The 22,055-nt window shown below is 71.9% G+C and carries 20 protein-coding genes and 1 pseudogene; 5 read left to right on the top strand and 16 right to left on the bottom strand.

The genetic code is table 11. The features are described from left to right. Positions 1-14: 14 nt before the first annotated feature. The 6 genes from ABT263_RS08325 to ABT263_RS08350 form a co-directional block, all read right to left on the bottom strand. Positions 15-1,193: a hypothetical protein gene (locus ABT263_RS08325; protein WP_352288860.1), complete on the bottom strand. Its 1,179-nt coding sequence runs from the start codon at positions 1,191-1,193 to the stop codon at positions 15-17. A 5-nt stretch (positions 1,194-1,198) separates the two neighbouring features. Then, on the bottom strand, positions 1,199-3,289 hold the full coding sequence (gene fxlM, locus ABT263_RS08330) for a methyltransferase, FxLD system (protein ID WP_352288862.1): 2,091 nt from the start codon (positions 3,287-3,289) through the stop codon (positions 1,199-1,201). Positions 3,290-3,312: 23 nt separating this feature from the next. Further along, a complete protein-coding gene (locus ABT263_RS08335; protein ID WP_352288865.1) occupies positions 3,313-4,572 on the bottom strand; it encodes a lanthionine synthetase C family protein in 1,260 nt (419 codons plus the stop codon). Then, complete coding sequence (locus ABT263_RS08340; RefSeq protein ID WP_352288868.1) at positions 4,569-7,490, bottom strand: lantibiotic dehydratase; 2,922 nt, start codon at positions 7,488-7,490, stop codon at positions 4,569-4,571. The genes ABT263_RS08335 and ABT263_RS08340 overlap by 4 nt, the downstream gene beginning before the upstream one ends. Before the next feature lie 160 nt (positions 7,491-7,650). Beyond that, on the bottom strand, positions 7,651-7,818 hold the full coding sequence (locus ABT263_RS08345; protein WP_352288871.1) for an FxLD family lanthipeptide: 168 nt from the start codon (positions 7,816-7,818) through the stop codon (positions 7,651-7,653). 149 nt (positions 7,819-7,967) lie between these two features. Beyond that, positions 7,968-8,786 (bottom strand): TauD/TfdA family dioxygenase, encoded by an 819-nt coding sequence (locus tag ABT263_RS08350; RefSeq protein ID WP_352288874.1) that lies wholly within the window; start codon positions 8,784-8,786, stop codon positions 7,968-7,970. 177 nt (positions 8,787-8,963) lie between these two features. On the opposite strand from ABT263_RS08350, the gene ABT263_RS08355 reads away from it, so the two are divergent. Further along, positions 8,964-9,386: an NUDIX hydrolase gene (locus ABT263_RS08355; protein WP_352288877.1), complete on the top strand. Its 423-nt coding sequence runs from the start codon at positions 8,964-8,966 to the stop codon at positions 9,384-9,386. A 3-nt stretch (positions 9,387-9,389) separates the two neighbouring features. Continuing rightward, on the top strand, positions 9,390-10,538 hold the full coding sequence (locus ABT263_RS08360) for a helix-turn-helix domain-containing protein (RefSeq protein ID WP_352288880.1): 1,149 nt from the start codon (positions 9,390-9,392) through the stop codon (positions 10,536-10,538). Between the two features lie 179 nt (positions 10,539-10,717). On the opposite strand, the gene ABT263_RS08365 is transcribed toward ABT263_RS08360, so the two are convergent. Next, positions 10,718-12,856, bottom strand: coding sequence for a Helicase associated domain protein (locus tag ABT263_RS08365; protein ID WP_352288883.1), 2,139 nt, complete (start codon positions 12,854-12,856; stop codon positions 10,718-10,720). 202 nt (positions 12,857-13,058) lie between these two features. On the opposite strand from ABT263_RS08365, the gene ABT263_RS08370 reads away from it, so the two are divergent. Further along, positions 13,059-13,520, top strand: coding sequence for a hypothetical protein (locus ABT263_RS08370; RefSeq protein WP_352289014.1), 462 nt, complete (start codon positions 13,059-13,061; stop codon positions 13,518-13,520). A 33-nt stretch (positions 13,521-13,553) separates the two neighbouring features. Here the strand turns inward: ABT263_RS08370 and ABT263_RS08375 are convergent. The 5 genes and pseudogenes from ABT263_RS08375 to ABT263_RS08395 form a co-directional block, all read right to left on the bottom strand. Continuing rightward, a pseudogene (locus ABT263_RS08375) lies at positions 13,554-13,601 on the bottom strand (hypothetical protein); the annotation flags it as partial. A gap of 68 nt (positions 13,602-13,669) precedes the next feature. Beyond that, the gene (locus ABT263_RS08380) at positions 13,670-13,888 is read right to left on the bottom strand and encodes a hypothetical protein (RefSeq protein ID WP_352288886.1); all 219 of its coding nucleotides are present in this window, start codon (positions 13,886-13,888) and stop codon (positions 13,670-13,672) included. Then, positions 13,885-14,427, bottom strand: a complete 543-nt coding sequence (locus tag ABT263_RS08385) for a helix-turn-helix transcriptional regulator (RefSeq protein WP_352288889.1) — start codon at positions 14,425-14,427, stop codon at positions 13,885-13,887. Before ABT263_RS08385 ends, ABT263_RS08380 begins: the two co-directional genes overlap by 4 nt. 58 nt (positions 14,428-14,485) lie before the next feature. Further along, positions 14,486-15,745 carry a glutamate ligase domain-containing protein gene (locus ABT263_RS08390; protein WP_352288892.1) on the bottom strand — a complete coding sequence of 420 codons (1,260 nt, stop codon included), beginning with the start codon at positions 15,743-15,745 and terminating at the stop codon, positions 14,486-14,488. A 185-nt stretch (positions 15,746-15,930) separates the two neighbouring features. Beyond that, a complete protein-coding gene (locus tag ABT263_RS08395) occupies positions 15,931-16,284 on the bottom strand; it encodes a hypothetical protein (RefSeq protein ID WP_352288897.1) in 354 nt (117 codons plus the stop codon). A gap of 454 nt (positions 16,285-16,738) precedes the next feature. On the opposite strand from ABT263_RS08395, the gene ABT263_RS08400 reads away from it, so the two are divergent. Both ABT263_RS08400 and ABT263_RS08405 read left to right on the top strand, forming a co-directional pair. Next, positions 16,739-17,215 carry an ATP-binding protein gene (locus ABT263_RS08400; RefSeq protein WP_352288900.1) on the top strand — a complete coding sequence of 159 codons (477 nt, stop codon included), beginning with the start codon at positions 16,739-16,741 and terminating at the stop codon, positions 17,213-17,215. After that, positions 17,212-18,204: an aldo/keto reductase gene (locus tag ABT263_RS08405; protein WP_352288903.1), complete on the top strand. Its 993-nt coding sequence runs from the start codon at positions 17,212-17,214 to the stop codon at positions 18,202-18,204. Before ABT263_RS08400 ends, ABT263_RS08405 begins: the two co-directional genes overlap by 4 nt. A 48-nt stretch (positions 18,205-18,252) precedes the next feature. Here ABT263_RS08405 and ABT263_RS08410 read toward each other — a convergent pair whose 3' ends face one another. From ABT263_RS08410 to ABT263_RS08425, 4 genes are all read right to left on the bottom strand, one after another. Continuing rightward, positions 18,253-18,951, bottom strand: a complete 699-nt coding sequence (locus ABT263_RS08410) for a 2'-5' RNA ligase family protein (protein ID WP_352288906.1) — start codon at positions 18,949-18,951, stop codon at positions 18,253-18,255. Positions 18,952-18,967: 16 nt separating this feature from the next. Next, positions 18,968-20,203 (bottom strand): NsdA family TPR-like regulatory protein, encoded by a 1,236-nt coding sequence (locus tag ABT263_RS08415; protein WP_352288909.1) that lies wholly within the window; start codon positions 20,201-20,203, stop codon positions 18,968-18,970. Positions 20,204-20,460: 257 nt separating this feature from the next. Then, on the bottom strand, positions 20,461-20,751 hold the full coding sequence (locus ABT263_RS08420) for a DUF397 domain-containing protein (protein ID WP_352288912.1): 291 nt from the start codon (positions 20,749-20,751) through the stop codon (positions 20,461-20,463). After that, a complete protein-coding gene (locus tag ABT263_RS08425) occupies positions 20,748-21,605 on the bottom strand; it encodes a helix-turn-helix domain-containing protein (protein ID WP_352288915.1) in 858 nt (285 codons plus the stop codon). The genes ABT263_RS08420 and ABT263_RS08425 overlap by 4 nt, the downstream gene beginning before the upstream one ends. Positions 21,606-22,055 lie beyond the last annotated feature (450 nt).

Here is a 22,055-nt window from a genome sequence, read left to right on the forward strand (position 1 = left end):
CCGCAAGTGTGCTGTCAAGAAGTCGAGTTGGGCGGTCCGGCGTGTGGGGTGGCGACCGATGATGGTGCTGTTCGATTGCGTCGCTCAAGCGGATTTCCCCCGGGCGATCCCGGGTCGAACGGGGCTGTTTCGAGCACCCGTCGGGCGCGGTCGAGGGCCTCCTCCAGGCGGCCCCACAGGGCCTCGGGCAGGGCGCCGGCGTCCAGTGCGCAGGCGGCGAGCGCCCGTTCGAGCGGGCTGATCCGGTCCGGTTCGAGGCGGGTGCGGATGCCCTCGTGGGCGAGGAGGTCGCGAAGTGCGTAGCCGTCGCCGGATTCACTCGTTCGGCTGGTCAGCCGCCGCAGCAGGTTTTGCGCGGAGGGGGTGTCCGGGTCGGCGGCGTCGAGGGCGGTCAGTGTGAGGCGGGTGGTGAAGGCGGCGAGGCCCTCCTCTGTGTCGAGCGCGAGGCAGTGGTCGATCGCCTGGTCGGCGGCGTCGTGGTCGCCGGGCCGGCACAGCGCGGTGAGCACAGCGGTGACCGCGGCCTCCCAGGTATCGCCTGGCTCGGTGTCCTCCAGCAGGGCGAGCGCGCCCGGCAGGTCGCCGGTGGTGGCGCAGGCGAGGACGGCGACCTGGCGGCCGTCGAGGATGCGCCGGCCGATGCCGCGGTGCTCCTCGATGTGGCGCAGGGCGTCCTTCCAGCGGCCGGCGGCGGTGAGGGCGCGGGTGCCGTCGGCGATGACGACCCGCCACAGCCACGCCCGCACCTCGGCGCGCTGCTGGTCGGTCTCGGTCAGCTCGGCCGGGACGGTGATGCCGTCGAGGAGGGGGGCGGCGGCGGTGGTGACGGCGCGGTAGAGGTCGAGGAGGAGCTGGTGGCCGCGCTGGTGGTGGCCGGCGCGGATGTGGAGGCGGGCGAGGTTGACGATCGGCTCCAGGCCGCGGATGGCGCTCATCGCGGTCAGCGGGCCACGGGGCAGGTAGAGGTCGGCGTGGCGGTGGCACAGCTCGCGGGCGTACTCGGGCAGGCCGAGGTCGGAGGCGAGGAGGGCCGCCTGGTTGAAGACGGTGGATGCCAGGCCCGGATCGGTCTGCCGTGAGGCCGTGTCGGCCAGCTCCGAGAGCCGGCCGACACGGGCGTTCAGGGGCAGGCACGCGGGCCGGATCCTGGCGACCAGCGGGAATCGCCGGGCGACGGGTCCGGTCGGGTGCACGGCGGCTACTCCCAGGTGACGGTGATCGGGTGGTTCGGGCGCTCCAGGACGAAGTGGCCGGCCGCCGGGTCGGCGGCGCCGGGGGTGTCGGGGAGGGCGATGCGCAGGCTCCGGGTGCGGAAGCCGGCGTTCCAGACGCGGATCTCCTCGGCGACGAGGTCGGCGAGCGCGGCACCGTCGGGGCCGTGGCCGATGACGCCGGTCTCGTAGGTCTTGCGGCCGTCGGCGGTGGGCTCGCCGGGGCGCAGGATGAGGTAGGCGAGGGAGCCGTCCCGGACGGTGGCCATGGCGCCCCAGCCGAACATCGGGGTGACGATGCCGCGCTCGCGGGCGGAGCCGGTGACGCTCATCCGCATCAGGGAGTTGGGCAGCATCAGGGCCAGCCACAGGTCCTGGTACTCGTAGGTGGTGCCGCCGGGGATGGTCACCCCGGTCCAGGTCTCGTGGCGTCCGCTGTCGAGGACGCCGAGCAGCAGGGAGGCGTCGATGGCGTCGTCCTGGTCCTTGTGGACCTGGAGGGTGACGTCTCCCTCGCCGGTGAGGTGGACGGTGCGGCGGGCGTCGTCCATGCTGCCGCGCAGCGGCATGAAGACCGCGAGCTGGTCGTCGACCGACACCCAGCCGTCCTCGCCGCGCTCGAAGGCGATGGTCCGGGAGGCGGTGCCGCGCAGCCGCAGCGGCAGCACGATCCGCCCGGTGGGCTTGACCTGCTCCAGCCACGGGGTGGGCATCTCGCTGGTGCTGACGGTGGCGATGATCCGGTCGAACGGCGCGCCGGCAGGGTGGCCGAGGGCGCCGTCGCCGAGGACCGCTTCGACGTTGGTGATGCCGGCGTCGGCGAGGTGCTTGCGGGCGCCGTCGACGAGGTCCTCGTCCACGTCCACGGCCGTCACGTGCCCGTCCGGGCCGATGATGCGACCCATGTAGGCGGCGTTGACGCCGGTGCCCGCGCCGGCCTCGAAGATCCGCTCGCCGGGCTGCGGGTCGAGCTGCTCCAGCATCAGGGCGACGATCGCGGGCTGGGAGGCGGCGCTGATCTGCGTGCCGGAGCCGTCGGCCTTGGTGTAGGTGGGGTTGTCCGCGTACGCGGTCTCCAGGGGGAAGCCGGGCAGGAAGTGCTCGCGGGCGACGGTGCGGAAGGCGTCCTCCACCGCGGTGGTGCGGATGGCGCCCTGTTCGAGCAGGCGGTCGGTGAGGGCGGCGCGCAGCTCCTCGGCGGTCGGGCTGGCGGAAGCGGTGTCGCTGCTGAGAGTAGTCATATGGGTGACCCTAGTAGTGGTGCGGATGGTGGGCATCGAGGGCGCTGGGCCCTCGCCGGAGTGGAAGACGGCGTCCAACGCCCGTGCGGCCATAGCGGCTTGGTGGTCGACCGGCAGGCCGGCGCGGTTGGCGTGGAAGAGGAGGTGGTGCGCGAGGACCGCCCGCAGCCCGCGGGTGAGGCGGCCGTCGCGGGCGAGGCGGGCGAGGTCCTGCCCGGCCTGTTCGAAGGCGTGGACCCAGCCGCCGTGGTGGGCGAGCGGGGTGGTGTCGCGGGTGAGGGCCCAGGTGTCGAGGCGCATCAGGTGGCGCATCGCCGCAGTCAGGGTGACCGCGCGTTCGGGGGCCACGGGTACGGGGGTATTGCGGAGCATCGCGAACTGGGCCCAGACGTCGCCCTGTTCGTACCAGTCGAGTCCGGCCGCGCGGAGCATCGTGGAGGTCAGGACGACGACGGTCTCGGTGCGGCCGAGGGCGGGCGGGTTCGGCTCGGCGGCCCGGGCCAGCAGGTGGCGGCTGTCGGCGTGGAAGAGGCGGTGGGCGATCTCCATGGCCTCGGGGCCGCCGAACGCCTCGGTCTCGGGCTCGTAGATCACGGTGGCCCAGCCCGTGACGAGGCCCTCCTCGGCGAGGGTGTCCAGCAGGGAGGTGAGGACGGGCACGGGGGCGGCGGCCCGGTAGCGCAGTCGCAGCCCCTTCTTGCGCATGTACCACCAGCCGTCCAGGTCGCCGTTGTCCTGGGCGAAGGCGAGCACGGGGGCCAGGTGGTGGGCGGCGGTTGGTTCGACGGTGGCGGGTTCGGCGAAGGCGAGGTCGTGCTGGATCCAGCCGGTGGTCATCGGATCGGTCCTCGGTCGGGTGGTCAGGAGGTGAGCAGGCAGGCGTCCCAGCGGGTCGCGGGGGTGCTGTCGGTGGCGGGGGCGAGCAGGGCCAGGGCGGTCCCGGCGGCGCCTTCCAGGAAGGCCGGACCTGCGGTCGCCAGGAGGCGGTGGGCCTGCTCGTCGGGGTCGGCGTGCGGCGGGTGGGTGGTGTCCAGGAGCAGGGCGGCGGCCGAGCGAAGCCGGCCGGCGTTGCGCGGGGTGGCGTCGGCGGCGGTGCGGTGGGCGATGTGGGCGAGCCCGGCGTAGCCGTGGCAGGCGGACAGGTCGGTGGTCGCGGCGAGAGCTTTCGGGTCCACCAGCGCGGTGGCCAGCGTGCTCTCGGCGTCGTTTCGCAGGTGCGGGTCGGCGAGGGCCAGGGCGGCGAGCTGCTGGGCGCGGGCGAGGCCGGCGGTGCCGTAGCACCAGCCCGGCCGCTGCGGCGCGAGCGGTCTGCGGTCCGGGCCGGACAAGTGCGCGGGGGTGATCCAGTACGGCCAGGCGTGGCCGTCGCGCCAGCGCTCCAGCCAGGCCAGGACGGTGCGGAGCGCCTCGCGCTGGCCGTCGACCTCGATGCCACGCCGAAGCGCGAGGGCGAGGAGCGCGAGCGGCCCGGCGATCCCGTGCGCGAGGCCGTTGTTGGCGTGCCCGCCGGGGAACCGCTCGTCCCGCTCGCCGGACGGGCCGTCAAGGGTCCACCATCCGGGCAGGACCTCCCCGTCGTGCTTGACGTCCTCGGTCAGGCGGACCAGGCAGGTCAGGATCCGCCGGATCGGCTCCCCGTCGGGGGCCCGGCGAAGCAGGACCGAGCCGATGCCGGTCAGCCCCCGGATCGTGTCGAACTCGGCGAGTGTCGGCAGGTCGCCCCGTGCAGTCCGGGCCTCGGCCTGATCGCAGCGGCGCAACGCGTCGGCGGCCACGACCTGGTCGAGATGGTCGAGGGCACGCTGGTAGGTGCCGGGGCGGGCCTGGGCGGCGCAGGTGAGGGCGTGGGCGAGCGCCGGGGCGCCGTAGTAGAGGTAGCTGTCCGTCCCGCTGGTGACCGCGGTACTGGCGGCGATCGACAGCCAGGCGCGTACCGGTTCCCACGGGCCCAGTCCGGTGGCGGCGCGCTCGATGTGCAGTAGGGCGATGCCCGGGGCGCCGTGCGCGAGGGACTGGCGCCACTGCGGGCGCGACGACCAGGCCACGGGGGCAGCTGCCGGGTCGGTGAGCAGTTCGGCGATCCGGTCGGACAGCCGAAGGGCGGGGTGCGGGGCGTTCACAGGTCACCGTCCCGGGAGAGGCGGGCGAGGGCGGCAGCGCGGGCCAGGTACAGGACTCGGGCCTCGTCGTCGAAGTCGATGCGATGCGCCCGGACGAAGCTGCAGTGCAGCAGGGAGCCGAGCACGTCGTCCGCCGCCACACCGTGGGTGTACGGCCCGGGGAAGTGACGGCGGTAGGCGTCCAGTGCGTCATCGCGTGGGGCCCAGGCGTCGACGACCGCGGCGCCGCCGGGCTCGGCGCGCAGCGCGGCCCAGTCGCCGGCCGGATCCGCGAGGCGGACCGCCTCGGCGAACACCGGCCGGGCGACGGGCGCCGGGGGCTTGGAGGGGACATTGGCGATCAGCCAGCGCAGCCCAGCGGTTGCCGATCCGGTGAAACGGGCCGCGATGGCGACCGCGTGGGCGGCCAGCAGGGCCTCGCGTCCGGGGAGCGCGATCCGGGTCAGGTGGGCGAGGACGGCGGCCGAGTCGGCGCGGAAGACCTGCTCGGCGGCGGCCCAGGCCGGGCCTTCGCCCCACCGGCCGGTCTCCGCGTAGGAGGTCGGGTACACGACCTCGGACAGCAGCCCGGCGTGGTGGAGTTCGGCGGCCCAGCCGCTGATCACGGTGGCGGCGGGGCCGAAGGCGTCCGGGGTGGGCAGTGCGATGCGCAGCCGCAGGTGCTGGCGCGGGTCGCGGAAGCGGACGAACCACCACCTCGGGTTGCCGAGGCGTTCCAGCAGGTCGGGCAGGTGGCGGGCGAGGACGGTGTCCTGGCGTTCCAGGTCGCCGTAGAGGGAGGCGAGGAGCACCGGGGAGGTGGCGGGGGCGTCGCCGTGGCCGCGTCGCAGGATCCTGGCCGGTGTGGGCATGGGCAGGCGCGGCCAGGCAGGGGCCCGGGTGGCCGTCACCGGAATGGCGATCTCGTGGGCCCGGCCGCCGGCCCAGCCGAGGTCGGCCGGCTCTGGGGCCTCGACGAGGACGGCGTGCGGGGCGGAGCGAAGGTGCTCGCGCAGCAGGACGCGGTGACCGGGGTGGTCGAGGTCCAGGGGCAGGCCCTGGCTGTCGGCGGCCAGCGTGACGTGCCGAGCGACACGGCGCCGAGCCAGCCACCCCGAGAGCATCCTGTCCCACTCGGCGAACCCGGCGGTCGTGGCCGGGAGTTCGGCAGAGGTCAGGCGCCAGGAGGCCGCGGAGACGATGACGCGGCCGTGCCGAAGCCGGGGCCGGAACGGCAGCGCGCCGAGGGCGCCCCAGGAGAAGCGGGTGACCTGCGCGGTGTGGGCGCGGGACAGCTCGGTGATCAGCCGGGCCAGCGGCGGGGTGTGGGTTCGCAGGTTCAGGGCGTGGGTGGCGGCGGCCTCGATCCGCACCCCGAGCGCCGGCGCGGCCAGGTACATGCGCCGCCCGTCGCAGCCCACCGCCAGGTCCTCGGGACCGAGGACGCCGTCTGCGGATGGGCGGTGCTCGGCGAGGGCGATCACCAGCTGACCGGTGGCGATGCTGCGGGCGACGTGCCCGCTCGCCCCGTCCAGCGGCGGGTACGAGAGCTGCGCGGTGACGGCGTGCTCGTCCATCGTCGGCAGGCTGGTCATCAGGCCGGTGAACGCGGCCCGGTGTGCGGGTTCGAGGAGGTGGAGGAAGCGGCCGACGGAGACGCCGGCCGCGCGGGACGCGGTGACGGCCTCCAGGTGGAAGGCTCCTCGGTCGAGGTCTTCCCGGGTGCGGGCGTGGATGCGGGCGATGATCTCCAGGTGCGGGGGCAGCCGCGGCTCGTCCCCGGCGAGGTCGAGCGAGGCGAGCAGGGCGTCGTCGAGGACGACCTCGTGCTCGGCGTCGAGCGCCGCGCGCTGGGAGAGGGCGGCGAGCAGTTCGTCGCGTTCGTCGAACCGCGGGCGGTCGGCGGGCCGGGCACCCGGGTAGCCGTCGGGCCAGCCGATCCCGCTGTCCGCCACCACGTCGAGCAGCGGCACCAGCGTGCCCCGGCCGTACCGCTCGTAGAAGCGCTGATGGTAGGCCCGCCACGCGGCTGTTCCCTTGGGAGCCGGGCTGAGCCGGGTCAGGAGGAGGGCGGCGTGGGCAGCCTCGTCGGCCACGGCCTGCGGGAGGACGACGTCGGCGTCCAGTCGCAGGTCGACGGTCGCCCCCGCGGGGTCGGTGCCGGCGGTGCGCAGGTTGTCCAGGATCTCGGCGACGCCCGGCAGTTCGGCGGCCCCCACGCCCTGCACGGTGGTGTGCAGGTGAGTGACGGGGGCGGGGTCGGTGGACGGCGCGTGCAGGCTGGTGATCAGTGCGCGGTGGGTGACGAGTTCGGTCAGGACGTTCGTGACCTGTTCGGCGGTCGCGGTGGGGAACTCGGCGCGGACCTTCTCGGCGAGGTCGCGGAAGCGGACCGGGGCGCGGCCGGTCTCCGCAGCGAGGGCGACGGGGCGGGTGCGGCGCAGGGTCGTCTCGGCGGCGGCCGTGCCGAGGCCGGGGCGGGCGAGCGGGCGGTGCGGAACGACGAGGCGCTCGCCGCGGACCTGGACGGTGTTGTTCGCGACCACGTCGAGGAGGTCCAGCAGACCGGGGAGGCGCTCCAACTGCTTGACCGCCTCGTCGAGCCGCGCGGCCGAGGCTGTACGGGTGGCGCGGTGTCCGCGCCCCCAGCGCAGGGCGGACACCGGGGCGAAGGAGGCGCCCTGCACGCCGGCGAAGTAGCCGAACGGAGTGGGGCGGCCTGTCGCGCGCAGCACGTAGCGGGCGGTGGAGAGTGCCGCGTGCCGCACCTTGCGGGGCTCGGGGCCGTCGGCGGCGGTGAGCTGCCGGACCTGCTGGGCGAGGACAGGGCTGGCCTGTTCGAGGGCCTCGGCGAGGCTCGGCTCCGCCCACACCTCGCGCAGCCACTGCAGCTGACGGTCGGCCTGGCCCGCCTCGTCGAGGTCCGGCCAGGCAGGCACCGCAGGGACGGGGTCCGCGACGGCACGCACGAGAGCCACGCCGGCGGCGCGGTAGGAAGCGGTTGGGCGCATGGGTGGCGGACCTCGGGGTCGGGGCGGATCGGGTCGGGGTGGCGGCCGGTGCCCCGGGGTGCTTCCCCCGGGGCACCGGCCGGGCGGGTCAGTGCACGCCGGTGGTGCAGGCGCCGCAGGTGCTGCCGCAGCCGTCGTCGGTCAGGACCTGCAGGCTGGCCGCGTCGGTGGTCTCGACGGTGCGGACGTCGAGGTCGAACTCGTCGTTGACGGTGACCGGGGCGGCCTTGGTCTCGGCGGTGATCTTCTGGGCCATGTGTTCCTCCTGTGGGGACTTCCCTTGCGGGACCTGGCGGCAGAGCGCGGGATGCGCCTCGCATCACCAGGAGTCGGTGAGTCCGGGGCGGACCGTCGGATCCGCCCCGGAAGACATGGGGGCAAGTGGCCGCCCGGATGCAGCCGCGGTCAGCCGCGGTCCACCGGGGGTGCGGTGCCTGCCGGGCCGGGGGCGGGCCACGGGGCCGGGAATCCGGCGGCCAGGCCGAGAGAGGGGTGCGGCTGTCCGAGTGCCCGCAGCAGCAGCCGCTCCCCGGTGAAGCGGGTGCGTCCGTGCAGGACGCGGTGGTTGTCCAGCACGAGGCCCTGCCCGCAGGCCAGGCGCAGGCGGGTGGTGTGGCGCTCGACGGCTCGGCGCAACGCGGGCAGGTGGGCCTCGGCCTCGGGCGAGAACCGGGCCAGCTCGTCCTGGCGCAGCCGCAGGCGCCATCGCCCGTCGGGCAGGTGCTCCAGGACGGGGGCGAAGTGGCCGTCCGATCCGCCGAAGTACGCGGCCCGCGGCCCAGAGAGGGCCTCCAGCGCGGTCGGGTGGGAGGCCGCCAGTTCGGCGAGGACACTTCGGCCGTCCACCACCAGGCTCTCGCCGCCCTCCTCGGCCGCCCGCGCACAGGCCAGCAGCATCAGCCGAGGCGGTTGGGGCAGCTGGGCACACTCGGTGTGCAGCGCGAGGTCGCCGCGTCCGAGGCCGGCGAAGCCCGTCCGGCCCTCGTGCCGGCCGGTGTCGCGAATGACGGTCAATCCGTCCGGATCGGCGTCGCGGTGCTGCCACCGCGCGGACATCAGCAGCGCCGCCGTGTCGAGCACATCGCTGCGACCGCCGAGGCGAGAGAGCCGCACCAGGCCGCGCTCGCGTAGCACGGCTGCGGCCCGTTCCAACCCGTCACCACCCAGCGCGCCGAGGGTGAACTCTTCGCCTGCGGCGGGCAGTGCGGTACCGGAAGACGGCATGGAGGATCCCCCTTGTGAGAACGGGCGGATGGGAGAGGACACACTGTGGCGGGCGCACCCGCCCCGAGTGAAGTGACAAATTGTCAAAGATCGATCACTGCACCGTGAGAGCGTTTGGCGGCGTTCGGCTGCTACGTTCGTCGGGCCCGTGCCCGTCCGTGCGCCGTGGAAGTAGAGATGACTGAACAGCCCTATGTGCCGCCGGCCTTCCCGATCTCGATCAAGGGCGTGGTCCTCGACCCGCAGGGGCGAGTGCTGCTGTTGAAGAACGAACGGGCCGAGTGGGAGCTGCCCGGCGGAAAGCTGGAAGGCGCCGAGACACCGGAACAGCGGGTGGAGACCGAGATCCGCGAGGAGAGCGGCTGGACGGCCACCGCCGGCCCATTGCTGGACGTGTGGATGTACGAGCCCATCCCCGGCCGGAAGGTCTTCATCGTCACCTACGGCTGCACGGCCACCGACGCCCACCGGCCGCCGGCAGTCAGCCACGAGCACAAGGAAGCCGCGCTCTTCCACCGCGACGAGGTGCCCCACCTGGTCATGCCCCAGGGCTACAAGGACTCCGTCGCCCGCTGGTACGAACTGCAGGGCCGGGCCTGACCGGTGACACGCCGCGACCCGCACGGCGGCATCCGCTGGCACTGGACGACCCCCCGGGCCCAGGACATTCTGCGCCGCCGCAGCCTGCCCGAGATCCTCACTTTCTACCGGCAGCTCAACCAGCTTCCGCAGGAGGAACTCGGCACCCTCCTCGGCTACTCCACCAGCTACATCTCCCGCGTGGAGAACGGAAACCGGACCATCACCGACATCGGCGCGCTGCGGCACATCGCCCAGAGCCTCGGCCTGCCGCCCCACGTCTTCGGCATCACCGACGACGCCGACGGAGACCACCACGCCATGATCCAGTTCGGTGAGAGCGTCCTGCGCCTGGCCGAGATCGCCCGCCAGGCCGGACAGGCCGCCGCCGCCGTCGACGAACTCTGGCCCCTGGTTGTCCGCCTCGAAGCCCGCGCCGCCGACGGCCACACCGACACCGACGTCCTGCGTCTGCTCGCTCGCGCTCGCGTCGGCCTCGGCGTCGCCCTCGGCCACGTCCTGCCCGAGGAGCGCCTCGCCACCGCGGCGCGCTGGACCGGCAAGGGCGTCGCCATTGCCCGCCGCCTCGACGACCGGGCCCTGCACGCCCACGCCCTGCGCCACCACGGCAACGAACTGCGCAAGGCCGGCCTGCACCACGCCGCCCTGGAACGCCTCGGCCGCGCCCGAGACCTCTCCCGCACCCCTGACGAGCGCGCCGCGTCCGTTATCCTCCTCGCCCGCGCCGCCGGGACAGCCGGCGCCACAACGGTCTTCGACGACGCCGTCGTCGAGAGCCGACGCCTGCTCGACACCGCCAACGCCACTCCGCTGTTCTCCGAGTTCACCCTCCACGAGGTCCAAGTGCGCGGCCTCGCCGCCACCGGCCGCGTTCCCCGCGCCGTCGAACTCCTGGAACGCGCCCCCGCGCCGGGGTTCCAGACCAGCCCGCAGTGGCGCATCATCTCCGCGATCACCGCGGGCCAGATCCTGCTCCGACGCGGCGACCGGGACGCGGCCGGCGAGCAGATGCACGCTGCTCTGGACGGAGCCGAGCTTCATCGGCTGCCTCACCAAGTTCAGCGAGTTATCCGGGCCAGTAGCGGACTCCCGGATGTCCACGAGCAGGCGCTGGGCACCCTCACCCGCCTGCGGGCGGAGATAGCAGCCTGAGTAGCTGGCGCAGGTCACTCGTCTTTCCCCCCTTCGGATTCGGCCTTGGGGCCTGTGACCACGACCGGCTGGCCGCGGTCTTCCTGCGTCTTCACTCCTCCAGGGCGGTGCAGGCGCGACTGGGGAGCCGGAGGCCGAAGGTGCGGTGCTTCTCCACCCCGGCGATGAAGGTGTCGGCGTTACTCGTGCTGCGGGTCGGTCGTGCTGTCGGGATGCAGGGGAAGTTCGACGCCGCATGCCGTCAGTTCGGTGTGCTGCCACAGCGGCAGCCGTCCCTGGCGAGCGTTCCTTCGGCAGTTCTTCAGCCAGTTCCCGAGGCGATCGCGGTCACCGCCTCGGTCCGATGGCGGTACGCGGGCATGGCCGTTCTCCTCCACGAACTCCCTCAGCAGCGCGATGTTGCCCAGAAAGCGCTCCTCCGCGACGTCGGCCACGAATCCGAGGGCGTCCAGTTCGCGGCGCTGGTCGGCGCTGAGGAAGTCGCCCCGCCTTCGCCTGACACGGACCTGGGAGCCGAGGGGCCGACCGCCGGGCGTGACGTATCGGCTGGGCACCAGGAGATTGCCGTGCGCGGCCTTGTAGTCGGTCAGGTCCTGGAGGAACTGCTTCCATTCGGCGTCCCCGGTGTGCCAGACGACACCGAGGTCTTCGAGCCGGCATACGACGGAGGCGGGCAGGGAGTTCTGGCGGTACCGGTACTTGGCATTGTTCAGCCACTGCCCGGTCCTCTCCCCGCTGGGGCCGATCCAGTCCCGCGCGACGCGCAGGTGTCCGGTCCTGGCGCGAAAGGCCCTCAGGTCCGCCAGGTGCCGCTCCCGGCGGGAACCGGTGGACAGCACGGCCCTGGTGGTGATCGCTTCGATAAAGCCGACGGAGATCTCGCCGGCCCCGCTGAAGGAGATCCACTTGGGCAGCCCCGATGGCTGGGCCGGTCGGGCGGGGCGGTCGCGGGCGCGTCGCATGCGGGTGAGGTGGCGGTAGAGCCGCTCGTCCATGGCGGCCATGGCCTCGACGGTGGCCAGGACGGTGTCGAACCCGCTGTCCTCACCGGCGTTCGCTGCGGTGATGGCCGGGACGATAATGGCCGCGACCTTCTCGCGGCTCCGGTCACCCCGGCGCAGGGCCCGTCCGGCGATCTGGGTGACCTCGATCTTCGAACGGCGCGGGTCGACGATGGCGACGGCGTCGGTCTCCGGGCAGTCGAATCCCTCGATCAGGAGCCGGGAGTTGGTGAGGACCGCGAGGCCCTCGGTGCTCGACCGGAAGCGGTCGAGGATCCGGCGGCGCACGGCACGGTCCTGCCGGCCGTGGACGTGTCCGGTCCACAGCGAGGCGGGCCGGTGCTCGGACGGCAGGTGGGCGACCAGGTGTTGCAGGAGTTGGGCGAAGGCGCGGGCCGCCGCGACCGTCGAGTGGTAGGTGATCATGCGGCGGGAGCCGCGCTCCGCGGCCGCGCGCAGGACCGCGATGGCTTTCGCCACGACACCGGCCTCGACGTGCATGGGGCCCACCGTCAGGAAGGTGCCCTGGCGGACGAGGTCGGCGACGGCCCGGGCGGAGGCGTCGGCGATGACCAGCTCGTAGTCGGCGAGCCGGCCCCGCTCGATGGCCTCGCCCACGGACAGCCGGTGGACGACGGGCCCGAACCGGTCGGGCCGGACCGGTATGCCGTCGGTGCCGACGAGGTCCCTGAGGGTCGCCGTCAGAGATACCCGGAGCCGGGCCGGAACGAGCCCATCATTGTGGATCCGCGCCCAGGTGTTGCTGTCCGAGCGGTGCAGCTCGTCGGCGATGACGAGGTCCCAGACACCGGCGCCGGACTGGTGGGCGGCGATCACGATGTGCAGGCTCTGGTAGGTGCAGATCACGGTGATCCGTCGCCCCGTCGCCCTGAGGTCGCCAAGCTCCCGAGGATCGCTGACGACCCGGGCACCACGACTGGCGGAGGCGTCACCGAGGACCCGCCGGTCCGAGCAGATCGCGATCACCTCGCCGAGGGCATCGGGGCCGAAGGCGCTGGCCCATTGGTCGAGGGTCTGGCTGACCAGGTCCAGCGTGGGAACGGCGATCAGCACACTGCCGGTGCGGGGGAGGACCTCCTGCGCGATGGCGCCCGCGACCACGGTCTTCCCGGACCCGCAGGCCATCAGGACGACGACCTGTGGAGTGGTGTTCAGCGCGGCGGTGGCCTTGTCGACCGCCTCGTCCTGGTCCGGCCACAAGGTCACGCCGGCGAACGCACGCGGACGCCGGGCAGGGAGGGAAGGGGCGGCTGCGGGCAGGACGGCGTCCTCGATCCCGGGGGCGGTGCGATGCATGGGCGTCCTTGCGAGGAGCGGGCGGAAGGAACGGTGGTCGGCGGCGTGGCGGTGAGGGTGAACTGGTGGCGTCGGCGCTGGTGGTGCGCTCGGCCGGGGCGGCGGCCAGGGCCCGGCCGGCGTGCGGACGGGCAGCGGGTCGCTCATCACCGCGTCCTCTCCCGCAGGCCGGCGCGGGCGGCAGTCCGGCCAGGGTGCCCAGGTGCACGACCATGCCCGACGCGCGGCGCAGGACCTCCTCGAAGCGGCTCGCGGCGTCCGGATCCGGACGGCCTACGGGGGGCTGGGCATCGGTCGTCTCCTCATCGTGGAGTGGGTAGGTTCGCCCCTGGCTCGATTCGGTCGCTGTGGGTTTGGTGCACAGGACGTCGAGGCTCGCGCCGTCCGGGGTGATCAGCCCGTGCTCCAGCGCGCCGCGTACGGCGACCGCGCGGTGACGGGTGGCGAAGAGCGCGAGTACGTCCTGCTCGCGGCGGCCAGCGGTGGAGCGCGAGACATGCAGGGCTCGGGCGACGTCGCCCTGACCGCCACCGGACGCCCAGATCCGCAGGATCAGCGTCTGCTCCTTGCCCGTGCCGGGTGCCTCGGCCACCGGCCGGCCGTGCGGGACCTGGCCCGCCTGCCAGGCCCGCGCGAACGAATGGACCCTGCCCCGCGTGTTTAGGCGTACGGCCGCCTGCGCCAGGTGTCGCTTGACAGTGTCGGGCCCCAGCGCGAGTTCGGCGGCGATCTGGCGGTTGCTCATCCCGACGCCGACCCGGTCCAGGACGGCGGTCTGCAGTGCGGTCAGCGCGCCCTCGACGGAATGGGGGTTCACCGCGTGCCCCCTCGCCCACCCCGGGGCCCGAGCAGCAGGGCGGCCAGTAGCAGGCCCAGGCCGGAAATGTAGGTGGCGCCGGCCAGTATCACCTGGCCCTGTCCGGCGTTTCCGTACCGCAGCGCCGCGTCCGTCGCCGCACCGGCCGCGAGCACGAGCAGTACGCACGCCGCCCCGCCGACCAGTGCCGCCCAGACCCCGGGGCCGGACCTCACCTCGCACCGGCCAGCCGCGCGTCGGTTGCGGCGGCCGTGACCGCGCCGAGCGTGATGTCCGGCCAGCCCTCGCCCAGGGCGCTCATCGGCACGATCCCCGCGAGCAGGCCGCGGGCGGCCGCCTGCGGCCGGGAGCGCACTCCGAGGGTGACCCGGATCGTCTGCACGTAGGACCGCACGGTGGCCTCCGCCAGGCCCAGCCGGGCCGCGGTCTCCTCCGTCGCCTCCCCGGCGACCAGGCCCGTCAGGACCTCTCGCGGCCGGGCGGACAGCGCCTTGCCGCTCGGGTTCAACACGGGCACGTCCGTCCTTCCCACCCAACCCCAGCCCACGCCGAGGGCGGCGGCCCGGTGGCGGTGCCGCGTGCCGAGCCTGTCGAGAAGTGCGTCGACGGACCTGGTGACGTCCGGCTCGGGGATACCGGTGGCGCGGCTGACCGCCGCGATCAGATGGCCGCCGGCCACCTGGCGCAGCAGCAGGACCTCGGCCGTGGACAGGTCGGGCCGCTCGGGCACGGATTCGGGCACGGAGACACGCATGGCGAAGTTCCTTGTGGCGGGGTGCGGGCAGGGGTGGCCAGTTGGCGGAGCGGGGCCGCTACTGGGCGGGCCGGGGCCGATCGAGCGCGGCCAGGAGTCGGGGGCCGATGCGGCGGGCGGCGTCGGGGCCGACGGTCAGGACCAGATCTGCGGTCCGGAGCAGGGAGACGGCCAGGTCCACGGCCGCGTCCTCGGCGCCCGTCGGGCCCGGTCCGGTCTCGGGGATCACGAGCGTGCCCCGCCGGTCGGCGTGCGCGAGGGCCTCGGCGCCGTCGGAGTGGCGCGCGGCGCGGACCTGGGTGGACAGGACGGGTAGCAGCACAGTGTGATCGGCGCCGTTCAGGGCCTGGACGATCCGGCTGGCGAGCGCGGCGGTGCGTAGGTGGCCGACCGGCTCGACCACGGCGACCACCGCGCCTTCGGTGAGCATTCGGGCGCCCTGGAGGTCGGCGGCGATCTCCTCGGGGTGCTGTGCGACGGACTCCATCACGGTGATCCCGCCGGCCGCGCCCAACCGGGTCAGCGAGCGCTCGACCCCGGTGAAGACGGCCAGGCCGTCGGCGAGGTCGGCACCGGACACACCGAGCGCCCAGCCGGCCGCGAACGCGCTCGCGACGCCGAGCGCTGCTTTCGTGCCCGCGACGGGCACCGTGACGGTGGACCGTTCACCTGCGGCCTCGATCGTGAGGCGGTGGTCCTCCCCGCTCCACAGCAGCCCGAGGACCGCCACGTCCACGCCCGGGCCCCGCCCGACTGTCACCACCCGCGGGCCCGGCCTGCGGCGAAGCCGCTCCACCAGCTCCGCGCAGCCCGGCTGTTCGGACCACACCACCACGCTCCCGCTGCGGCGGGCGAGGGCCTCGATCTCGTCGAGCGCCTCCTCGCGCGAGAAGTGCTGCGGGGGCGCGGCGTCCGCGGCGGTGACCACCGTGACTGCCGGGTGCACACCGGAGCCCAAGGCGCGGTGTCGTTGACCGGGCGGCACAGCGTCGTGAAGGGCGAGGTCCGGGCACAGGTCCACCACCAGAACCTCGCCGCCGCCGTCGTAGCCGGGCGCGTCACCCTGCGGGGAGGCGGTGAGGATCCAGCCCGGGTCACGAACGGTCAGCGCGCAGGTCAGGGCAGCGGCGACCATCGTGGTGGAGTGGCTGCCGACGACCGCGACGACCGCCGGCATCGTGGCGGCCAGCAGCTCGATGGCCCGGGAGTGGCTCACCGTCGGCAGGCACCGGCCGGTCGCGACCTCCAGGATTTCCGGTACCGCCGCGTCGTGCCCGCCCCAGACCAGCGTCGTGGTGCGCGGGTCCGCGGGTTGCACGAGGGAACCGGCGCGCTCGAGTCGCCGAATCATCTCGCCGTAACGGTCGTCCTGCAACGGCGCTACCGTCACTCGGGCCCCGCGCCGAGCGAGGTAGCAGGCGAGACCGGCCATCCCAGGACTCGCTGGATCCGGGAAGTGCGGGGCCGCCAGAACATCGGGAAGCGGGAGAGTCGGTGAGGCGTTCACGCCGTCACCGGCAGGAGGAGGCCCCGGTCCGCGAGTTCGATCATCCGGCCGACGATCTCCCCCAGGTCCGCGCCCTTGGCGCCGACCACGGCGATCATCGACTGATCGGGAGCACCGACCAGGACGAGGGTCTGGCCGACCCGGTCCTCGATGATGCTGTGCCCCCACGGGTACCCACCGGCGGTGAGGTCGCCGACGATGCCGACGCTCGCGGCGCTCACGGTGCCCAACGCGGCCATTGCGGCGGCCCACCCGTCGGCATCGTCGCGGGCGATCCCGGGCGAGGTCTCCATGACCAGGCCCTCCGGACTGACGTGGATGGCGGCGACAGCACCTGTGGTCGCGGTCACTAAATCGCTGAGGGAAAGCGACTGTGGATGTGGCTGCACAAGTACTCCTTTGCCGGATGGTGAGGGACGGTGGTGACGGTGCCGGCTACGACCCGGTCGCGACCGTTGTTCGGGCTGCCCCTGTGACAGTCGCGGACGGCCTCGGAGGGCGCTTCCACGACCTCATTGGGGCCAGGGATTCCACTCTGGGGTAGGCCAGACGGCAAACCAGTGCCATGGCAGTGCCATGGCAGTGCCATGGCAGTGCCGGGTTCGCTGGTCCCTCGCCGTCTGTGCTCAGGGCCAGTTCTTTTCAGGACGGATTGCCCATGTTCTGGTGACGACATCTCACCGCTCGTGGGTGTCGGCGTCGGCTTGGCACTGGCTTGGCACTGGTTTGCCGCCCGCGTTGCCTGATGGTGAGAGGGCGAGCAGGACCACCTGCATCCGACGGCTACGTTGCAGGAAGGCGCCGATGGGCTTCGCAGCCTCCACCACGCTTGGGCAGTTCCGACTCGGCGATCTCATCGGCGAACGTCGAACCTTGCTGAACACACACGTCTCGCCGTGCTCCTACGCCAGGACCATGGTGAAGCAAGTCGTCTCCGGATGGGTTCCTGCCTCGCAACTCGACGACGCCGTTCTGGTCGCTACCGAGGTCGTGGCCAATGCGATCAACCATGCGGGTGGTGCGGAGGAACTGACGATCCGCTGGTACCCGAGCGGGATCACTATCGCGGTGAGGGACGCGATGAACGGGGCGGACACCATCACCCACCGAGCATCCGTCCTTCACGATCCGATTTGCTCGGGCTCTACCGGCCAACTGGCCGAAGGCGGGCGAGGGCTGGCATTGGTGGACCACTGCGCGACCGCATGGTGCGTCGAGCTGGTCCCCGGAGGCACGGTCGTCACCGCACTGTTCAGCCCGGAGAAGGACGTGGCTCGGTGACCTTGTCCAGCCCGGCTGCACGCCATCTGAGCAGGACGATCCAAGCCCACCCACTTGGCGTCGGATGCCGTTCGACCGGCATCGGCGGCCTGCGGCAGGACCGCGAGACGCTCGGCGCACTTCGTGCCGCCGTAGAGGCCGGCGCGACTCTCTTCGTCACGGGCGACACCTACGGCCAAGGCCACGCCGAGCGAATTCTCGGTCAGCTGATCGGTGAGCACCGAGGCGTCGGACTCCAAATCGTCACCAAGATCCAGAATGCCGGAACCGCACCCCACCCGTACGCATCACCTCACGTGCGTCACCAGCTGGAGCAGACCCTGGACAACCTCCGGGACGACCACGTCGCGCTCTACGTTCTGCCGAGTCTCGACTTCGGGCCGGACGACCGCTACCTCCACGAGGCAGCCGAGGCCCTGGCGGCGTTCCGGCGTATGGGGGTCATTGGCGCCGTGGGACTGCGCGGCCCCCATCCGAGCCGGACAACCGGAGCCGATCAGACGCAGCGGTTCGCGGAAGTCTTCGAGGTCGTTCAACCGGATGTCGTCCTGACCCGCTTCAACCCGCTGCAGCAGCTCGTCATCGTTCAAGGGGAGGATCTCTTCACCTTCACCCGGCGGCGAAAGGTCGGGCTCCTTCTCTGTGCTCCCCTGGCCAGAGGCACTCTCGCTGACACCCGCCGACGCATCTCGCCGATGCCTAAGCTTCCCGCATCCGCGTGGGCTGCCCTCCGCCGAGGACTACGGCCGCTCCGCGACCATGTCTCGCATCTTCCGGGCGGTGAGGCGGCGATCGCCCTGCGATACTGCATCGAGCAGAGCCCGAACACGGTTGTAGTCGCCGGCTTCGGCAACCACGAGCATATCGTCCAGAACTTCACCAACTTGTACGCGTTCGGCGAGTCCGACATCGAACTCGCCGACAGCGTCTATGCCTCGGTACGGGCACAGCTGCACCACCACACCCTGGACCTTGCCAAGATCCAGTGACGGGTGGAACCTCAGCTTGACATGCGAATCCCGTGCCGAATCCGCCGCCTACTGAAGTTCGAGGCGGTGGAGAACCTCCCACCGGTATTCACGTGCCTCCCGGCGCAGCTCCACGAGGTCCACCCCGGTGATCTCCAGCGGGATCGGCGGGATCTCCCGGAGTCGCGAGACCTGGTCGATGATCGGCTGAGCCGGCCGGATCGAAGGGTTGTAGGCGATGCTCAGGTGCGGCCGGAACGAGGAGGTCTGTCGGCCGCCTGGTACCCCGGCTTCCTGCCCGCAGGCAGCCAGTGCTGCGTGAAGTCTCACCAGGGGCCGCCATGGCGCCAGGGTGAAACGGACCGCCCCCTGGGAGCCGGCAAGCGGATGCGCCGCGATCTCGAAGCGCTTCAACCCGAGCTGCCCGACCCGCCGAACCAGCTCCGCCAGCACCTCCGGAGGGGTGTCCGCGGATTCGCCGATCCGTACCACGGTGACGTGCAGACCGCCCGCCGGGACCAGGTCCAGGCCGAGCCCGTCGAGCCCGTCCTGGCACGCGCGGGCAGCTCCGATCAGAGCGGAATTATCCGGGAAGGTCAGGAACCAGTACAACGCACGTCGCTCCGAGCTCCAGCCCGCCCGGTCCCAATGATTCTTCATGGTCGCGGTCGCGTCGAACACCGACTGGTCGTGTGCGGTGATCGCTTCCGGGCTGTCCAGGTCGGCGGGAGGCTCGGCCGGGAACGCCCGGCTGTCGGTCAGAAGCACGTGCCAGAACTCCTTGCTAGGTCGTCGCGCTCGCCACGAGCGGGGCCACGAGAGGACTTGCCTCCCAGGAACGCAGCCGCTCCGCATACTCCCGCACCCCGGCCTCGCCGCGCCAGGCACCAGCTTGTCGCAGCAGCTCGCCACCTCGCTGGTGGACCGAGCGAATCGGGGGCATCCCGCCGGCTTCGATCGCAGTGGTGCCCAGCGCCATGGCCTGCTCGATGTCGGGGCGGTTGCCCTGGAGGTGCGCGGTTGCGAGGTCGAGGCCCACCAGGGCTCGCGTCCAGACCGACTCAGAGGAAACGACCATCGGCTCGATCTCCTTGGCCAGGGAGAACACCTTCGAAGTGTCGCCGAGGGAAAGGTGCGCTGTAATCGCGTTGGCGAGCGTACGGGCAGGCGAGTACGCGCCCAATGAGATGCAGGAACTCACGCCCTCCGGCAGATCGTCCGCGCGTCCGGCAAGGGCCAGTCCGGCGCCGATCACGTACTCGGCCTCTCGCTTCACCCCGAGGCGGGCGAGCGCGCGGGCTCGCCCGTTGATGAGCGGACGAATCGCCAGCGGGCTGCTCGGGTCCAGCTCGACCGCCATCCGCGCCGCCTCGTCCGCCTTCTTGTAATCCTGCTGGTAGTAAAGGCTGAACGACTGCGTGCCGAGCACCCACATCTGGAGCGCGGTGTCCTCGATCTCCACCGCCACGCCCATGGCTTCGGCGAGGTAGCCCTCAGCTGTTCGCGGCTGGCCGGAGTTGACCGACATATACCCGAGCAGGGCCGAGACCTGTCCGCATAACTGCATCGTGCGCTCGCGCTGGCGCAGCGTCTGACGTCCGCTGAGAAGCACGTGAAGCACGGACCGAAGAAGCAGTGCCTCACGCGCCAACTGCTGAGGCCCGAGCATCTCGTAGTGCTCCACGATTTCGGTGATCTGGCCTGCGGCCAGGGCCAGGAGCGCCGGGTCCACAGCCGAAGGCGCCGATCCGATGCCCAGCAGGGCACTCGCATCGAAGGGGCTTGGAGCCGCGCCAAGAGGCACGTCCCCGACTTCCTCAAACAGGGCCATCGGCGGCTCATCGAGCATGTCGAACATGTACATCAATACGCGCACGGTCTCCGGCTTCGGCTCATGCCGGTCGCCGTCACCCATCCAACGGTAGAAGGTCCGACGCGACACCGTCACGAACAGCAGGTCCCGGTTGTCGTCCCCCTGCGCAGCGAGCTTCCGGGCTCTACTCAGTTCGATGTCGAACATCAGATACCTTGTCCAACCACGTCGCTGGCAGAGCTGGGCAATACGCAGCACTTGGACACCTCCCCCACTGAACGGCCAGCCCGTAGGCGGCGAGCAACGATACAGTCGGTACGCATTTCTACTGCCGGGAAATCACATCAGAAGCCCGCTGATCAGCGGGACTTGGCAAACCAGTACCCAGCCATTCATGGCGTTGGCCTGGAGCGCTGACACTCGCGCCACCCCGATGCCGAGTCGACATGCCCGGCGTTGTGGGGTCAGGGACGATCAAACCGTCCCGCCTTGGCGCCCGCAAGAAAGTCGTCCCACTCGCCTGCTGCGAAGAGAAGGGGAGCCCGGTCAGGATTCAGCGAGTCGCCGGTGCTGACGAGCCCACGGTCAAGAAACGCGACCCGGAGGCAGTTGCTCCCGCCTGTGCTTGCTGTCAGCCACGTCGCGCGTTCGAGCTGGTCCTTGACCCAGGCCGGATCGAGGGAGTTCTTCTCTTCTGCCGTGACGATGCTGTCGGAATCGGACACTGGGTGGTGAGGTGCGAGATCGTGGGTCACGAAAGGTCCTTGGCGATTTGAGCGAGGAGTTCGAGCGATTCCTTCGGCGGCAGTGCGTCGGTCTTCAGGTGATCGCTGGTGGTGTGGTAGTCGGTGACGGTGTCGGGGTCGTTGAGGTGGAGGGCAGTCTTCATGCCCTCGATGGTGACGGAGTCGTGTCCGGTCGGGAACGTCCACGCCATGAACGGGCCGTCGCAGCCGGCGTGCGCGCCGTGCGAGAGCGGGATCACCTGGATGGCGATGTTCCTGTGCGTGCGGGCCAATTCGATGAGGTGCAGCGCCTGAGCGCTGGCAGTGGCCCGGCCGCCGACCTCCTGGCGAAGTTGGGCTTCGGTCAGGACCGCCCGAATCCTGAGCGGGGTCTTGCGGGAGAGAGCGGCATGCCGGCTGTTGCGCCGCACGGTGATGAAGCGATCGATGTCCTCGTCGCTCTTCCAGGCGCGGCCGGCGATGATCACCGCCCGCTCGTAGGCGTCGCATTGGAGCAGGCCGTGAACGGCCACGGGAGACCAGATGAACAAGCTGCTCGCGATCTCCAGGTTGGCGAGGTAGTCGCCGAGTGGATCGTCCGCGACACCGGGGTAGCGCTGGTGCCAGTCCTGGTCGCGAGCGTTCCGGACCATGTCGCGCCAGGCTTCCTGCACCGCAGGTTCGGTGATCCCAAGAACTGCGAAGAAGTGCGGGAGTTGTTGCGGCTTGATCCCCTGAGTGCCGTTCTCGATCTTCGAGACGGTGGACGCGGAGCCGTATCCGAGTTCGACGGCAGCTTGTTCAACACTCCAGCCAAGGCGCTTGCGGGCAAGCCGGACCTCGCTGGCGAGACGGCGTCGCCTGGGTGTCGGCTCGACGGGCACTACGGCACCTCCCCTTCTTCGGGAAAGGCTAGCGCTTGGACAGGTGCTCGCATATGCCGGTTCAGCGAAAAGGACAGGGTTTCCTTTCCGACCCTCTTGCCGTTAGTCTGACGTAGCGTCATCATCGGTTCACGGTCGGAAACGGGGCCGCGCGCCAGCCTACGCGGAGAGGCGCCCCCCTTCGGCCCATCGAACCTCGCTACACCACAGCCTGGTTGCTGCTCGCGGGCTCGTCCCTGGTGCTACGACGTCCGTTCTGCGACGCGGCCGGGGCGGCTCTTCGCGGACTTCCGGGCGGACGGGAGCACACATGGATCAGACAACCGTCTTGGCAGCACTCACTACTGGTCCGGAGCGGGAGGCCGCGCTCGTGGCCCTGGGCGACGGCCCCCGGGCCATCGACTGTCCGGAGCTCGGCAGCGGACGGCTCGTCTTCACCCGCTACCGGGA

The organism is Kitasatospora sp. NPDC001603 (genome assembly GCF_040298365.1).
Lineage (GTDB): Bacteria > Actinomycetota > Actinomycetes > Streptomycetales > Streptomycetaceae > Kitasatospora.

What these genes read in the sequence shown, in the direction of transcription:
- ABT263_RS08365 (WP_352288883.1), bottom strand. Translation starts at nt 12,856, where the DNA reads ATGCATCGCACCGCCCCCGGGATCGAGGACGCCGTCCTGCCCGCAGCC.
- ABT263_RS08385 (WP_352288889.1), bottom strand. Translation starts at nt 14,427, where the DNA reads ATGCGTGTCTCCGTGCCCGAATCCGTGCCCGAGCGGCCCGACCTGTCC.
- ABT263_RS08355 (WP_352288877.1), top strand. Translation starts at nt 8,964, where the DNA reads ATGACTGAACAGCCCTATGTGCCGCCGGCCTTCCCGATCTCGATCAAG.
- ABT263_RS08345 (WP_352288871.1), bottom strand. Translation starts at nt 7,818, where the DNA reads ATGGCCCAGAAGATCACCGCCGAGACCAAGGCCGCCCCGGTCACCGTC.
- ABT263_RS08400 (WP_352288900.1), top strand. Translation starts at nt 16,739, where the DNA reads ATGGGCTTCGCAGCCTCCACCACGCTTGGGCAGTTCCGACTCGGCGAT.
- fxlM (WP_352288862.1), bottom strand. Translation starts at nt 3,289, where the DNA reads ATGACCACCGGCTGGATCCAGCACGACCTCGCCTTCGCCGAACCCGCC.
- ABT263_RS08415 (WP_352288909.1), bottom strand. Translation starts at nt 20,203, where the DNA reads ATGTTCGACATCGAACTGAGTAGAGCCCGGAAGCTCGCTGCGCAGGGG.
- ABT263_RS08350 (WP_352288874.1), bottom strand. Translation starts at nt 8,786, where the DNA reads ATGCCGTCTTCCGGTACCGCACTGCCCGCCGCAGGCGAAGAGTTCACC.